Annotated in this window: 12 protein-coding genes; 3 read left to right on the top strand and 9 right to left on the bottom strand. The window is 65.0% G+C overall.

Annotated elements, in window-relative coordinates; genetic code table 11:
* Positions 1–46: 46 nt before the first annotated feature.
* Together QZ609_RS09995 and QZ609_RS10000 are read left to right on the top strand one after the other, a co-directional pair.
* Positions 47–1,918 carry a M61 family metallopeptidase gene (locus QZ609_RS09995; protein WP_295493899.1) on the top strand — a complete coding sequence of 624 codons (1,872 nt, stop codon included), beginning with the start codon at positions 47–49 and terminating at the stop codon, positions 1,916–1,918.
* A gap of 15 nt (positions 1,919–1,933) precedes the next feature.
* Complete coding sequence (locus QZ609_RS10000; protein ID WP_295493878.1) at positions 1,934–4,150, top strand: FUSC family protein; 2,217 nt, start codon at positions 1,934–1,936, stop codon at positions 4,148–4,150.
* A gap of 43 nt (positions 4,151–4,193) precedes the next feature.
* On the opposite strand, the gene QZ609_RS10005 is transcribed toward QZ609_RS10000, so the two are convergent.
* Together QZ609_RS10005 and QZ609_RS10010 are read right to left on the bottom strand one after the other, a co-directional pair.
* Positions 4,194–4,592: a lysozyme inhibitor LprI family protein gene (locus QZ609_RS10005; protein WP_295493879.1), complete on the bottom strand. Its 399-nt coding sequence runs from the start codon at positions 4,590–4,592 to the stop codon at positions 4,194–4,196.
* Between the two features lie 30 nt (positions 4,593–4,622).
* A complete protein-coding gene (locus QZ609_RS10010; RefSeq protein ID WP_295493880.1) occupies positions 4,623–6,986 on the bottom strand; it encodes a hypothetical protein in 2,364 nt (787 codons plus the stop codon).
* Positions 6,987–7,451: 465 nt separating this feature from the next.
* Here QZ609_RS10010 and QZ609_RS10015 point away from each other — a divergent pair, with 465 nt between their 5' ends.
* Entirely contained in the window at positions 7,452–7,700 is a 249-nt protein-coding gene (locus QZ609_RS10015) for a hypothetical protein (RefSeq protein WP_295493882.1), read from the top strand.
* A 17-nt stretch (positions 7,701–7,717) separates the two neighbouring features.
* Here QZ609_RS10015 and QZ609_RS10020 read toward each other — a convergent pair whose 3' ends face one another.
* From QZ609_RS10020 to QZ609_RS10050, 7 genes are all read right to left on the bottom strand, one after another.
* Positions 7,718–8,509 (bottom strand): uracil-DNA glycosylase, encoded by a 792-nt coding sequence (locus tag QZ609_RS10020; protein ID WP_295493883.1) that lies wholly within the window; start codon positions 8,507–8,509, stop codon positions 7,718–7,720.
* Entirely contained in the window at positions 8,506–9,165 is a 660-nt protein-coding gene (locus QZ609_RS10025) for a CYTH domain-containing protein (RefSeq protein ID WP_295493885.1), read from the bottom strand. The genes QZ609_RS10020 and QZ609_RS10025 overlap by 4 nt, the downstream gene beginning before the upstream one ends.
* 3 nt (positions 9,166–9,168) lie before the next feature.
* On the bottom strand, positions 9,169–9,972 hold the full coding sequence (gene trpC / locus QZ609_RS10030) for an indole-3-glycerol phosphate synthase TrpC (protein WP_295493886.1): 804 nt from the start codon (positions 9,970–9,972) through the stop codon (positions 9,169–9,171).
* A 1-nt stretch (position 9,973) separates the two neighbouring features.
* Positions 9,974–11,011 (bottom strand): anthranilate phosphoribosyltransferase, encoded by a 1,038-nt coding sequence (trpD, locus tag QZ609_RS10035; RefSeq protein ID WP_295493887.1) that lies wholly within the window; start codon positions 11,009–11,011, stop codon positions 9,974–9,976.
* 13 nt (positions 11,012–11,024) lie between these two features.
* Complete coding sequence (locus QZ609_RS10040; RefSeq protein WP_295493889.1) at positions 11,025–11,459, bottom strand: lysozyme inhibitor LprI family protein; 435 nt, start codon at positions 11,457–11,459, stop codon at positions 11,025–11,027.
* Positions 11,459–12,028: an aminodeoxychorismate/anthranilate synthase component II gene (locus QZ609_RS10045; protein WP_295493890.1), complete on the bottom strand. Its 570-nt coding sequence runs from the start codon at positions 12,026–12,028 to the stop codon at positions 11,459–11,461. Before QZ609_RS10045 ends, QZ609_RS10040 begins: the two co-directional genes overlap by 1 nt.
* A gap of 18 nt (positions 12,029–12,046) precedes the next feature.
* Positions 12,047–13,533, bottom strand: a 1,487-nt coding sequence (locus QZ609_RS10050; RefSeq protein ID WP_295493892.1) for a chorismate-binding protein, incomplete at its 5' end; no start/stop codon positions are given.

The following is a 13,533-nucleotide window of genomic DNA, read 5'->3' on the forward strand; positions in this document are numbered from 1 at the left end:
CAATCCGGCATCGGCAGCATGGGACGGCAACGCTACAATGTCCGCCATGAAGCCGATCCGCTACACCATCGCCCCCGCTGCGCCCGAGGCGCATGTCTTTACCGTCACCGTCACGGTCGATTCGCCTGATCCACAGGGGCAGCGTTTCTCGCTGCCGGCGTGGATTCCGGGCAGCTACATGATCCGCGAGTTCGCGCGCAACATCGTGCGCATCGAGGCGTCGTCCGGCGACCGGCCGGTGCGCCTGACCAAGGTCGACAAGGACACCTGGTGGGCCGCGCCGTGCAGCGGGCCGCTGACTGTTTCGTACGACGTGTACGCGTGGGACCTGTCGGTGCGCGCCGCACACCTGGACGCCACGCATGGCTTCTTCAATGGCACCTCGGTGTTCCTGCGCGTAGAGGGTGCGGATCGCCTGCGCTGCCTGGTCGACATCCAGCCGCCCGCCGGCGACACCTATAAGGCTTGGCGTGTGGCCACCGCGCTGCGCGAGGCCAGCGGCCGCATCCAGGGCAAGGCCGGCGCCAAGCGCTACGGCTTCGGCTGGTACGAGGCCGCCGACTACGACGAGCTGATCGATCACCCTGTCGAGATGGGCACCTTCGCCCTGGTCTCGTTCGAGGCCTGCGGCGCGCAGCACGACGCCGTCTTCACCGGCCGCGTGCCGAACCTGGACCTGGAGCGCATCGCCCGCGACTTCAAGCGCATCTGCGAAGCGCAGATCCGCCTGTTCGAGCCGCAGACCGCCACCGCGCCGTTCCTCGACAGCAACCGCCGCTACGTCTTCATGACGATGGTGACGACCGACGGCTATGGCGGTCTGGAGCACCGCTCCAGCACGGCGCTGATGTGTGCACGCGCCGACCTGCCCGTGACCGGGCGCGACGAGACCACCGAGGGGTACCGCACGTTCCTCGGCCTGGTCAGCCACGAATATTTCCACACCTGGAACGTCAAGCGCATCAAGCCGGCGGCGTTCGTGCCGTACGCGCTCGACCGCGAGGTACACACGCCGCTGCTGTGGCTGTTCGAGGGCTTCACCAGCTACTACGACGACCTGATGCTGGTGCGCTCGGGCCTGATCTCCGAGGCGCAGTACCTGGAGATGATCGCCAAGACCTGGAACGGCGTGCTGCGCGGCAGCGGGCGCCTGAAGCAGAGCGTGGCCGAGAGTTCGTTCGACGCGTGGACCAAGTACTACCGCCAGGACGAGAACGCCCCGAACGCCATCGTCAGCTACTACACCAAGGGCTCGCTCGTGGCGCTGGCGCTGGACCTGACCATCCGCACGCAGACCGATGGCGAGCACTCGCTCGACGACGTGATGCGCGCGCTGTGGGCCGCCTACGGCCGCGATTTCTACGCGCCCGGCCACACACAGCAGGGCGTGACCGAAGCCGAGCTGATCGCCCTGATGGAAGAAACCACCGGCCTGCGCCTGCGTACGCTGGTGCGCCAACTGGCCGAAGGGCGAGATGATCCGGCGCTGCCGGCGCTGCTCAAGGCCATCGGCGTGACGGCCACACGCAAGCCGGCCGAGACCGCGCTGGGCCTGGGCGTCAAGGCGGGCGCCGAGAACGGCTTCGTCAAGCTGGCCCAGGTGTTCGAAGGCGGCCCTGCGCAGCATGGCGGCTTGTCGGCGGGCGACCTGGTTGTCGCCGTGGATGGCCTGCGCGTGGCATCGGGCCAGCTCGACAAGATCCTGACGCGCTACCGCGCCGGCGATACCGTGCCAATCCACGTGTTCCGCCGCGACGAGCTGATGCAGCTGGACGTGACGCTCGCAGCCGACGCCACGCCGCAGTTTGCACTGGCGCTGGCGTCCGAGCCGTCGCCGCTGCGCTCGGCGTGGCTGGGCAAGCGTGCGGCCGGCCGCAGCACGCGCACCGCGCGTACCACGAGCGGCAAGTCAGCCTGATCCGCGCGCAGCCCGATGGACTACGCCCACGATCCGCGCACCTTCCTCTACAGCCACTACGTCTCGCGCGGCATCCGCACCGCCACCGGCGTGATCGGCCTGACGCTGCTCGCGTTCCTGGTGATGGACCTGCAGGGCGCGATGGTGGTGTCCATCGGCGCGCTGTGCACCAGCCTGATGGACCTGCCCAGCCCGCTGCGGCACAAGTTCAACGAGATGCTGGCGTGCGTGCTGCTGACCACGGCCGTCACCTTCCTGGTGGCAGTGGCGACGCCCTACGCCGTGCTGCCGGTGGTGATCGTGCTGGTCACCTTCCTGGCCGGGCTGATGGTGGCCTACGGCAACAAGACGATGCCGCTGCAGTTTGCGGCGCTGTTCGTCATGACGCTCACCTTTACCGAGGAGTTCGCGTTTCTGGAAGCGGTGGAGCACACCGCGCAGTTCTTCGCGGGCGCCATGGGCTACATGGCGTTTGCGATGGCGGTGGCGTGGGGTCAGCGGCGCCGCATCAAGGAGCAAGTGCTGGCCGAGTGCCTGTACGAACTGGCTGTCTACGTTGAGTGCAAGGCCGGCTTCTACGACGCCGCAAAAGACTTCGACGAGCAGTTCAACCTGCTCGTGCGCCAGCAGATTTCCGTGGCAGACAAGCAGCAGGTGGCGCGCGACTTCGTCTTCCGTGACAACCGCACCGCCAGCGACGGGCGCCTCGTGCAGATCCACATGCGGATGCTCGATATCTACGAGTACCTGCTGTCGTCCAACACCGACTACCCGCTGCTGCGCCAGTGGCTGGCCGACGCCGAGATCCTGCGGCTGCTGAACGACGTGATCGAAAAGATGCGCATGGACATCGAAGCGGTGGCCTACGCGGTCGGGCGCGACCGGCCGTCGCCCACGCCGCTGTCCTACGCCGACGAGATGGCCGCCATCGACGCGGCGCTGGATGAACTGCAGCACGGCCATCACGCGATCCCGCTGGAGGCGATTGCCGCGCTGGAGGAATCGGTGGCCACGGTGCGCGGTGCGATCCGCCTGATGGCGCAGCTGCACGCCGCCACCGCTACTCAGGTCGAGCCGGCCAAGGTGCTGCTGCGCCCGGACATGACGCCCTTCCTCACGCGGCAGAAGTACGAGCTGCGGCTGGTGCTCGAAGAGCTGACGTGGCGCTCGCCGGTGCTGCGCTTTGCGCTGCGCATCTCGATGGCGGTCGCCGCCGGGCTGTGGATCGCCGACCATCTGCCGTACGCGTCGCACGGCTACTGGGTGTTGCTGACCATCGTCGTGATCCTCAAGCCGACCTTCAGCATGACGCGCCAGCGCAATGTCGACCGGGTGCTCGGCACGCTGATCGGCTGCGTGATCGCGGCGGTGATCCTGCGCTACACGCATTCGACGTGGATCCTGATGGGCGTGTTGTACCTGTCGACGGCGGCCAGCGCGGCCTTCGTCACCATCCGCTATCGGTACACGGCCATCGCGGCGTGCGTGCAGGTGCTCATCCAGATCAACCTGCTGCTGCCGGGCAGCAAGGGCGCCATCGGCGAGCGGCTGGTCGATACGCTGATCGGCGCGGCCATCGCCACCGCCTTCAGCTACGTACTGCCGAGCTGGGAATACCGCAACCTGCCCAAGCTGGTGGACGACGTGCTGCGCACCAACCGGCGCTTTATCGAAGCCGCGCGCGACCTGTTGCTCGGCACGCTCAAGGATGATTTTGCCTACCGCGTGCAGCGCAAGCAGTTCATGGAATCGCTCACCGGGCTGATCTCCGCCTTCGCCCGCATGCTGGACGAACCCAAGAGCCGCCACCGCGCCGTCGACAACCTGAACCGCTTCATCGTGCAGAACTACCTGGTGGCGGCGCATGTGGCGGCGGTGCGCATCCTGGTGCGCCAGCGTGCGGAGGAGCTGGACGATGCGGAAACGCGTGCCCTGGTCGAGCAGACCGCCGAGGCCGCGCTGGAGAGCCTGGTGCGCGCCAAGGAGCGCTTCGACCAGGCCGTGCACGAAGGCGGGTGGGGTGTGCGCCCGCGCGATACGCAGGAGCTGGGGGCGGCGGATTTTGCGGATCAGTCGGCGCGCTCGCGCATGATTGATGCCGTGGCGCAGGCGGATTCGCTGTCGGCCATGCTTCTGTTGGAGCGGCGTTTGCAGGCGCTGCGGGCGGATACAGCGAAGATTGCGTTGCGGTGTGGGGCGTTGGGGCGGGCGTTGCGGGTGTCGGGGGATTGAGGTGGCGGGGGAATGGCCCGAGGATTGGGCCATTGGGGGCGGATCACTTGCCGATTTCGTCTGAAACCATTTCCAATTCCTCTGCTCGGTCGTAAATCGCATTCAGAAGAAAGTTCAGGCTGGTAACTCTGGTTGTGGAAAATTCTCCCGGAACTTGCTCAGCAAGAAAATTGTAATTGCCATCTCGCCAAGCTAGCCAATTGAGCTGTACCGTTTCGAGGTGATTTGCCTGCTCTTTTGATAATTTTCCGGTGAGTTTCTTATAGACGTTGTTCAGGCGTTGCTTTTGCGCGCCAATCTCGGTTGTCATACAGCGTGAATGTGATTCGATGTTGATCGCCAGTTTTGTGCATTCTTTGAATTTCTGCGAGTAGATGCGGTTGTCGGCGTATGTGTTCGTGAGGAATGTAATGAAGATTGCGCCAAGATATATACTTTTCATTTGGTTAATTTTGTGATGAGAGTGGAGGTGCTAAATGCCGCCTGTTGATATCAAGTCAAGTATTTCTCTTAGTTTGTTGGTTGGTCCCATGAATGCGCTGTTTGCCGAGGAGCTGTAGTAGGACAAGGTGCCGTTCGATATCTGTCCATTTTTTATGGGCATTCCCGCAGGGGCGGCGATCGACGCCCACTCCTTAGAGGCGGCATACTGAGCGTCGTTAATCGTCCCTTCTCCCTTCTTTACGAATTTTGACAAAACGCCACCTCCGGCTTTGTCTAGTAGGTAATCGCGAAAGACTCTTTCCTGCATGGAAGCGTCGTACTTTTCATCCCCCGTTAGTCCCATCGAATCTATTGCCGACCTCAGGGTGTTGATGATGGTTTGGTACTTCCCAGTTGCGAAGAATCTGTTGGGGTTTGTGCCTGACAAAGAATCAGTTGCGATGATCTGGTTGATAGTCTTATTGGTTACCGTACCTGCTGGTGGGTTCATGAAGGAGTGGCCCACAGCGCCATTGGGGACATTCTTTGTTCCGCTGTTGTATGACTCGTAGTTGCCTTCTCCGCTGGATATGATGTCTCCAATTTTTTGAATCAACTCATCCAAACTGCTGCGTGGGACGAAGAAATTCCCCACCAACGCCACCGGATGAATATGAAACACTTCCGGGCTGGCTGGAAACGGCTGAGTCACCTTCGCCCGCACCTCGTCCCACCACGTCAGCTGCCCGACCCGCTCCAGCTCCGCCTCGTGATACGGCTTCTTCTCGATCCGCTCGAACACCTTCTCGAAGAAGCTCCGGAACGCGGCCTCACTTGCCCATTCACTGCGATGCTTCGCAATCAGGCGCGACACGCGAAAGCGCGTCCACCGGTTCTCGCCGTGGGCGCGTAACTCATTGGCGGCGTTCGACTCGTCGCGCATCGGCGACATGGCCCGAAACAGGTCACGCAGCAGCGGGTTGAGCTTGCTGACGTGATCGATGTCTGGCTTGTCTTCACGCAGCATGTGGTCAAGCCAAGCATCCGCAGTACCAAAGATCGTTGGATGGCTCTCGGCGGTGTTGCCGAACGTCTCGAAGTCTTGCCATGTGTGGGGCGATTCGCGCGTCACGCGCCCGCTGGGCATCTGGCGGTTGCGCACCCAGCCCGTGATGTCCTTGTACCGGCTGTCGCCGCAGGTGATCTTCCACCATGGCTCGCCCTTGCCGCCTGGGCCGACGTTGTCCTTTGCACCCTTGCGGTCAGCTGGAAACGCGTCCAGCGCAGCTTGGCTATAGATCTGCACAACGGCGGTCTGGCGAGCATCCACGCCCTCTTCATTGACCGACGGCCCCTCATACAGTTTGACCCCGCGGTCGATGCGCAGCAGCGGGAGCTTGCTGAAGTCAGTGATCTTCAATGCGACCTCGCGGCTGCCGGCGAGGAAGGTGGGCAGGGCGTCATCGCAGAACACCTCGATGTGGACCTGCTGGTGCACCTGAGTGGGATCTTCGACTTGCCAATACAGGCCGAGGTGTCCGATCAAGTCCCCGGCGTTGATGTGGATGGGCGCCGGCGTGACGACCTGATCGCACAGCGCTTCTGAAATGACCTCGGCAAGCGGCCAGTGCTGTTGCTCCTTTGCCAGATAGACCCAACCGGTTTCCACGCCTTGGCCGGGAACGGAGGCCACTCGCGGTGGCAGTATCGTGCCGGCTTCGATGGCCGCGATCCGCCCCCATTTGCCATCCGGGCTGCGGGCGCCGATCCGCACGCGCGCGCCACGCTGAAGAACGCCCAGTACTGTGCTGCCGGCTTGGGGGTGGGCGCGAATGTTCTGCCCGATCTGGTCTGCCAGTGCCGCGCCGTAGTTTGGGTCGGAGGTGGGGCGATTGGTAGCGTGCTGCGTGACTTCATACGCCTTTGGCCAGTAGGCCGGCATCGGTATCGCCTGTTGGCGGTAGTCCTCCAGGCTCTGCAAGTGCATGTACAGGCTGAAGAAGGTCAACCGATTATTGGCGGGGTATTCGAGCATATGGCGGACGAGCGTGAAGGCGGAGCTGTAGTGCGCGGTCTGGACGGGTTCGCTTTCGGCGGAAGCGATGTGGCTGGTCAGGGATGCTCGGTTGATCCGGTAGGCAATGACATCGCCATCCGCAATGCATCGCACGCCATGCGCCAAGTCGAGATGCTTGCCGGCGCCATCGGCGGTGACATGGATGCCACCGTGCCACATGCCGGATTGGTTGATGGCGAAGTTGCCAGCGCCCTCCTCGGCCAGCCAGTCGTGCAGAACATGCTCATCGACGATGTCCTTCTTGTTGACATCCCGGAAGGGGAACTTGAATGTTGGCTGCGCGAGTTTGACCGGGGTGGAGTTAGGCTGAGTCGGCGGTGATGGTGGCGCAGGCATCGGTTTGCACGCTCGTGAATAAACGAACTGCAAACGATGCGCGAATTAGCCCCGAATCAACATCGGCAAATTCTGATTGCGATTGCGGACTGCATGTCCGAAACGTTGGCCGATAGAGCGCCCAATGGCGAGGCCCACCGCAATCCATGGATAATGCAAACCAGCCATCGTGAATTTGTGTGCTCCAACGGCATTTACGGAACCATTGCCCGTAAAGTCGCCGTTACCGCTTCTGTGCCATGAAGAGAAGCGGTCGAGGCTTCGAACACCTCGTGGACTAACGGGCGAGAACCAGGCACATGGTTCTTGTCCTCAATTCTCGTGGCCGCTCTCCCTTACGGGCGAGCCTGGCAGGGGCGGCTTCGGCCGCAGCGAGAGTTAGTCCTCGTGTTCGAACCTTGTCAGTGCTCGCCCACCCGCCTTTCGCCGGTGGCGCGTTTCCTCATTCCTGACGGAGACCACGCCATGACAGACCGCAGCACCTTCCCCGATGTCCGCCGCTTTCAGGCCCACGCCGACCTGTTCGACAGGCTGTCCAAGCTGCGCACCCTACTGAGCATGTTGCATGCGAGCGGGTTCGAACACTTCAGAGCATTGGAAGAGGTGAGGCAGGCCGAATACCTTTGGACCTGCCTCGACTACGCCGAGGGCGCGTTCAAAGCGTTGACGATCTGGGACGGCACAGAAACGCAGGATGACGCCGGCTTGCACTGATCCTGCATGTGGAGCGCTCAGCCTGCTTGCGGCTTGAGCCAATCAATGCCCGGCTGCCGCTGCACCGTCAGCCAATCATTGGCCGCCTTGAAATGCCCGCACCCCAGAAACCCACGATGCGCCGACAACGGCGACGGGTGCGGCGCCTCCAGCACCAAATGCCCATCCGGCAATAACGCCCGCTTGGCCTGCGCATGGCTGCCCCACAGCATGAACACCCGCTTGTGGCCGACGCGCGCCAGATGCTCCAGCAGACAATCGGTAATGCGCTCCCACCCGCGCTTGGCGTGACTGGCCGCCTGGCCTTGCTCCACCGTCAGCACGGTGTTGAGCAGCAGCACACCTTGCTGCGCCCAGCCTTCCAGGTTGCCTGACGTGCCCGGCAGCTTCTCGCCAAACTCCGCTTCGATTTCCTTGTAGATATTGCGCAGGCTCGGCGGCACGCGCACGCCGGCCTGTACCGAGAACGCCAGCCCATGCGCCTGCGGAATCTCGCGGCCGTCGACCGTGCCCGTGCCGTGGTACGGGTCCTGGCCGAGGATCACCACGCGCACGTCGTCCACCCGTGTCAGGTGCAGCGCGCGGAACACGTCAGTCGGGAAGATCGGCTTGCCCGCCGCGCGCTCGCCGTCGACGAAGGCGCACAGCGCCGGCCAGTCGGTCTGCGCGAGGCAGGGCGTGAGGAGCGACTTCCAGTCGGCGGGCAGGGCGTCGAACTGCGTGGCCAGCGGAATGAAGTCACCAGCGGTCACTTCAGCGGTGGGCTCGTCGAACAAGGCCGCTTGGGCGGGATCGGCTTTGCGCGTCATTCGTGGGCTCCGGCCGCTTTGGCGCGCAACTGGTAGCCGCGCTGTGCCTTGCTGACGTCCAGCGGCACGAGGCCCGGGACGGCGGCACGCAGCGCCTGCGTCCACGCGTGCAGGCGCTCGGCAATCGCGTCTTCGCTAAGTGCGCTGCCGGCAGCCGGCTTCCATTCCAGCTCCAGCTCGTCGATGGGCTCGCGTGCGTCGGTGCCGGGGATCAGGATGGCGCCGGCATCCAGCGCGATCTCGATCTCGCTACCATCGACCGCGACGTGCCACAGGCGGCGCGTGAAATCGGTGCGGAACAGCGGGACGAGGCGGCTGGCGTGCGGGCGTACATAGTCGGCGGCTTCGGTCGCGTCGTGCGCAACAAAAGCATCGACCGACAGCGCGTCGCTTGTCAGCGGCACTTCCCATTCATGACGCGCGCTCAAACCAGCCGTACTCACTGCTGCGGTTTTGAGCGTCTGCAGCCATTGCTCGCCATGCAAACGCACGCGCAGCGCGGCACGGTTGCGGGCCAGCGCCTGGTCGGGCGTGTCGTAATAGACATTGGCCAAGACTACTGTGCCCGCTGACCGGGCATGCGCATCCAGCCAGCCGACCAGCGCATCGTGCGCGCCAGCCGGCACGGCCAGCTTCAATTCAATCTCAAGAGCCATCGGTCAGGCAAACAGGCGGGCCAGTTCGGCACCGGGGTCATCGGCGCGCATGAAGGCTTCGCCGACCAGGAAGGCGTTGACGGCCGCCGCGCGCATCTTGCGCACGTCGTCCGGCGCGAGGATGCCCGATTCCGTCACGACAACACGGTCATCCGGCATGTGCTTGAGCAGGCCGAGCGTGGTGTCGAGCGTGGTCTCGAACGTGCGCAGGTTGCGGTTGTTCACGCCCACCAGCGGCGTCGACAGGCGCAGCGCGCGCTCCAGCTCGTGGCCGTCGTGCACTTCCACCAGCACGTCCATGCCGAGTTCGAGCGCGCAGGCTTCCAGCTCGGTCATCAGCCCCTGGTCCAGCGCGGCGACGATCAGCAGGATGCAGTCCGCGCCCCACGAGCGCGCCTCGTACACCTGGTACAGGTCGACCATGAAATCCTTGCGCAGCACCGGCAGCGGGCAGGCGGCGCGGGCCTCTTGCAGGTAGTCGGCGTGGCCCTGGAAGAACTGCTCGTCGGTCAGCACCGACAGGCACGCAGCGCCGTGCTCGGCATAGCTGCGGGCGATGTCGGCGGGCTTGAAGTCCGGGCGCAGCACGCCCTTGGACGGCGACGCCTTCTTCACCTCGGCGATGACGGCGGCGTGGCCGGCGCCGATCTTGTCGCGCATGGCCTGCGCAAAGCCGCGGGGCCCAAGGGTGCTGTCGTCGCGGTTGGCCTCGGCCTCGGCGCGCACGCTCGGGAGGTCCCGATGCTTGCGCGCGGCGGCCACTTCTTCGGCCTTCACGGCCAGTATCTTCTGCAGGATGTCGGACATATCAGGCTTTGAACTTGTTGGTGACGCGAACCAGTTCGTCGAGCTTGGCACGCGCCGCGCCGGTGGCGATCGCCTCGCGCGCCAGCTTCATGCCGTCGCCGATCGAGCCGGTCAGGTTGGCCGCATACAGCGCCGCGCCCGCGTTGAGCGAGACGATCTCGCGCGGCGTGCCCGGCTTGTTCTCCAGCGCCTCGATCAGCATGGCCTTGGATTCCTCCGCGTCGGCCACTTTCAGGCTGCGGTTGGAGACCATCTGCAACCCAAAGTCCTCCGGGTGGATCTCGTATTCGGTCACCACGCCGTCCTTCAGCTCGCCGACCAGCGTCGCGGCGCCGAGCGACACCTCGTCCATGCCGTCTTTGCCGTAGACCACCACGGCGTGCTTGGCGCCCAGGCGCTGCATCACGCGCACCTGGATGCCGACCAGGTCCGGGTGGAACACGCCCATCAGGATGTTCGGCGCGCCGGCCGGGTTGGTGAGCGGCCCGAGGATGTTGAAGATGGTGCGCACGCCCAGCTCGCGGCGGACGGGCGCGACGTTCTTCATGGCCGGGTGGTGGTTGGGCGCGAACATGAAGCCGATGCCCGCCGTCTCGATGGATTCGGCCACCTGCTCGGGCGTGAGCATGATGTTCACGCCCAGCGCCTCCAGCACGTCGGCGCTGCCCGACTTGGAGCTGACGCCGCGCCCGCCGTGCTTGGCGATGCGCGCGCCGGCCGCCGCCGCGACGAACATCGACGCGGTGGAGATGTTGAAGGTGTTGGCGCCGTCGCCGCCGGTGCCGACGATGTCGACAAAGTGCTCCGACACCTCAGCCGGTACCTCGACCTTGGTGGCGAACTCGCGCATCACGGTGGCGGCGGCCGCGATTTCGCCGATGGTCTCTTTTTTGACGCGCAGCCCCATGGTGATGGCGGCGGCCATGACGGGCGACATCTCGCCGCGCATGATCAGCCGCATGAGGTGCAGCATCTCGTCGTGGAAAATCTCTCGGTGTTCGATACATCGTGTCAGCGCTTCTTGGGGCGTGATGGACATGGTCGTCTCGTATTCAGTTGGGAGTCGCCGGGGCTGCGGCCGGGGTTGCCGGTGCTGCAGCCTCGCGCAGGGCGCCGATGCGCTCGCGCGAGAGATCGGCCTCGCACGCGCCCTCGGCCAGGTCGGCGTTGGGCGTATTGCGGGCCAGGCGGCGGGACAGGTCGCATTCGGCCTGCCGATAGAGTTGGTGCGCGCGCACGGTGCGGTCGAAGGCCATGGCGGCGCCGCGGTCGATGCCGTCGCGGGCGGCGATGCGTGCGCGCAGGGCCGCGCGTCGCGCCGATTCCGCGGCCGTCAGCTCCGCCAGCGCCATCTTGCGGGCGGACTGCACACACCGGGCGACGTCGCCGGATTCGGGCTGGGCGGCGCGGCAGGCTTCCAGCGTGTCGGCCAGCGCGGGCAGGGACGCCATCATCGCCGCCGCAACCACGCACACGCGGGCGCGCATCAGACGCGTTCCTTCAGGAAGTTGCCGAGCAGCGCGTGGCCGTGTTCCGACAGGATCGATTCCGGGTGGAACTGCACGCCTTCCACCGGCAGCGTCTTGTGGCGCACGCCCATGATCTCGCCGTCGTCGGTCCAGGCGGTTACTTCCAGGCAGTCGGGCAGGGTCTCGCGCTCGATCGCCAGCGAGTGGTAGCGCGTCACCTTGAAGTGGCGCGGCAGATTGGCGAACACGCCCACGCCGGTGTTCTCGATGGTGCTGACCTTGCCGTGCATCACCTTCTGCGCGCGGATCACGCGCCCGCCAAACGCATCGCCGATGGCCTGGTGCCCCAGGCACACGCCCAGGATGGGGATGCGCCCGGCAAAGTGCTTGAGCGCCGGCACCAGGATGCCCGCCTCCGTGGGCGTGCACGGCCCGGGCGACAGGCAGATGCGCTCGGGGTTCAGGCGCTCGATGTCCTCGATCGTGATCTCGTCGTTGCGATACGTGCGCACGTCCTGACCCAGCTCGCCGAAGTACTGGACGATGTTGTAGGTAAAGGAGTCGTAGTTGTCGATCATCAAAAGCATGTTGGTCTCCTTACCTCATCAATAGAAATCGGCGTCGAGGCCGTCCTGCACTTGCTCGGCGGCGCGCAGCACGGCGCGCGCCTTGTGTTCGGTCTCGCGCCATTCGGCGTCCGGGTCCGAATCGGCCACCACGCCGGCGGCGGCCTGCACGTACAGATTGCCGTCCTTGATGATGCCGGTGCGGATGGCGATCGCCAGGTCCATCTCGCCCGAGAACGACAGGTAGCCCACCGCGCCGCCGTAGATGCCGCGCTTGACCGGCTCCAGCTCGTCGATGATCTCCATCGCGCGCACCTTGGGCGCGCCCGACAGCGTGCCGGCCGGGAAGGTCGCGCGCAGCACGTCCATATTGGTCATGCCGGGCTTCAAGCGCCCCTCGACCGAGCTGACGATGTGCTGCACGTGCGAGTACTTCTCGATGATCATCTGGTCGGTCACCTTGACCGAGCCGATCTCGGCGATGCGGCCGATGTCGTTGCGCGCCAGGTCGATCAGCATGACGTGCTCGGCGATCTCCTTCGGGTCGTTGAGCAGCTCGGTGGCGAGTTCGGCATCGCGCTCGGGCGTGGCGCCGCGCGGGCGGGTGCCGGCCAGCGGGCGGATCGTCACGATGCGGGCGGCTTCATCGGCGCTGTTGCCGTTGCCGTCGGTCGCACCATTCGTGCCGGCCCCAGTGGTTGGAATGCGGCGCTCTTCCTGGCGCACCAGGATCTCCGGCGAGGCCCCGACGATCTGCATGTCGCCGAAGTTGTAGAAGTACATATAGGGCGACGGGTTCAGCGAGCGCAGCGCGCGGTACAAAGACAGCGGCGCATCGCGGAACGGCTTGACCAGGCGCTGGCCGACCTGCACCTGCATCATGTCGCCGGCGGCGATGTACTCCTTGGCCTTGAGCACGGCGGTGATGTAATCCGCTTTGTCGAATTCGCGGATGGTGTCCGTGCGCACCGACGGCGACGTCACCGGCACGTCCACCGGCTGATGCAGCTTGGTGCGCAGCGCGCGCAGGCGCTGCTTGGCGCGCGAGTAGGCCTCGGGCTTGGACGGATCGGCGTAGACGATCAGGTAGAGCTTGCCCGACAGGTTGTCGATCACGGCCAGCTCTTCGCACAGCATGAGCTGGATGTCGGGCAGTTGCAGGTCGTCGGGCGGGGTGGTCTCGGCCAGGCGTGGCTCGATGAAGCGCACGGCGTCGTAGCCGAAGTAGCCGGCCAGGCCGCCGCAGAAGCGCGGCAGGCCCGGGCGCAGCGCCACTTTCTGGCGGCGCTCGAAGGCGGCGATGAAGTCGAGCGGGTTGCCTTCGTGCGTCTCCACCACCTTGCCGTCGGTCACGACTTCGGTGTGGTTGCCGGTCACGCGCAGCAGGGTGCGCGCGTGCAGGCCGATGAACGAGTAGCGCCCGAAGCGCTCGCCGCCCACCACCGATTCCAGCAGGAAGGTGTGCGTGCCACGGTCGTGCGATTGCGCCAGCTTCAGATACAGCGACAGCGGCGTCTCCAGGTCGG

The organism is uncultured Ralstonia sp., assembly GCA_913056305.1.
Lineage (GTDB): Bacteria > Pseudomonadota > Gammaproteobacteria > Burkholderiales > Burkholderiaceae > Ralstonia.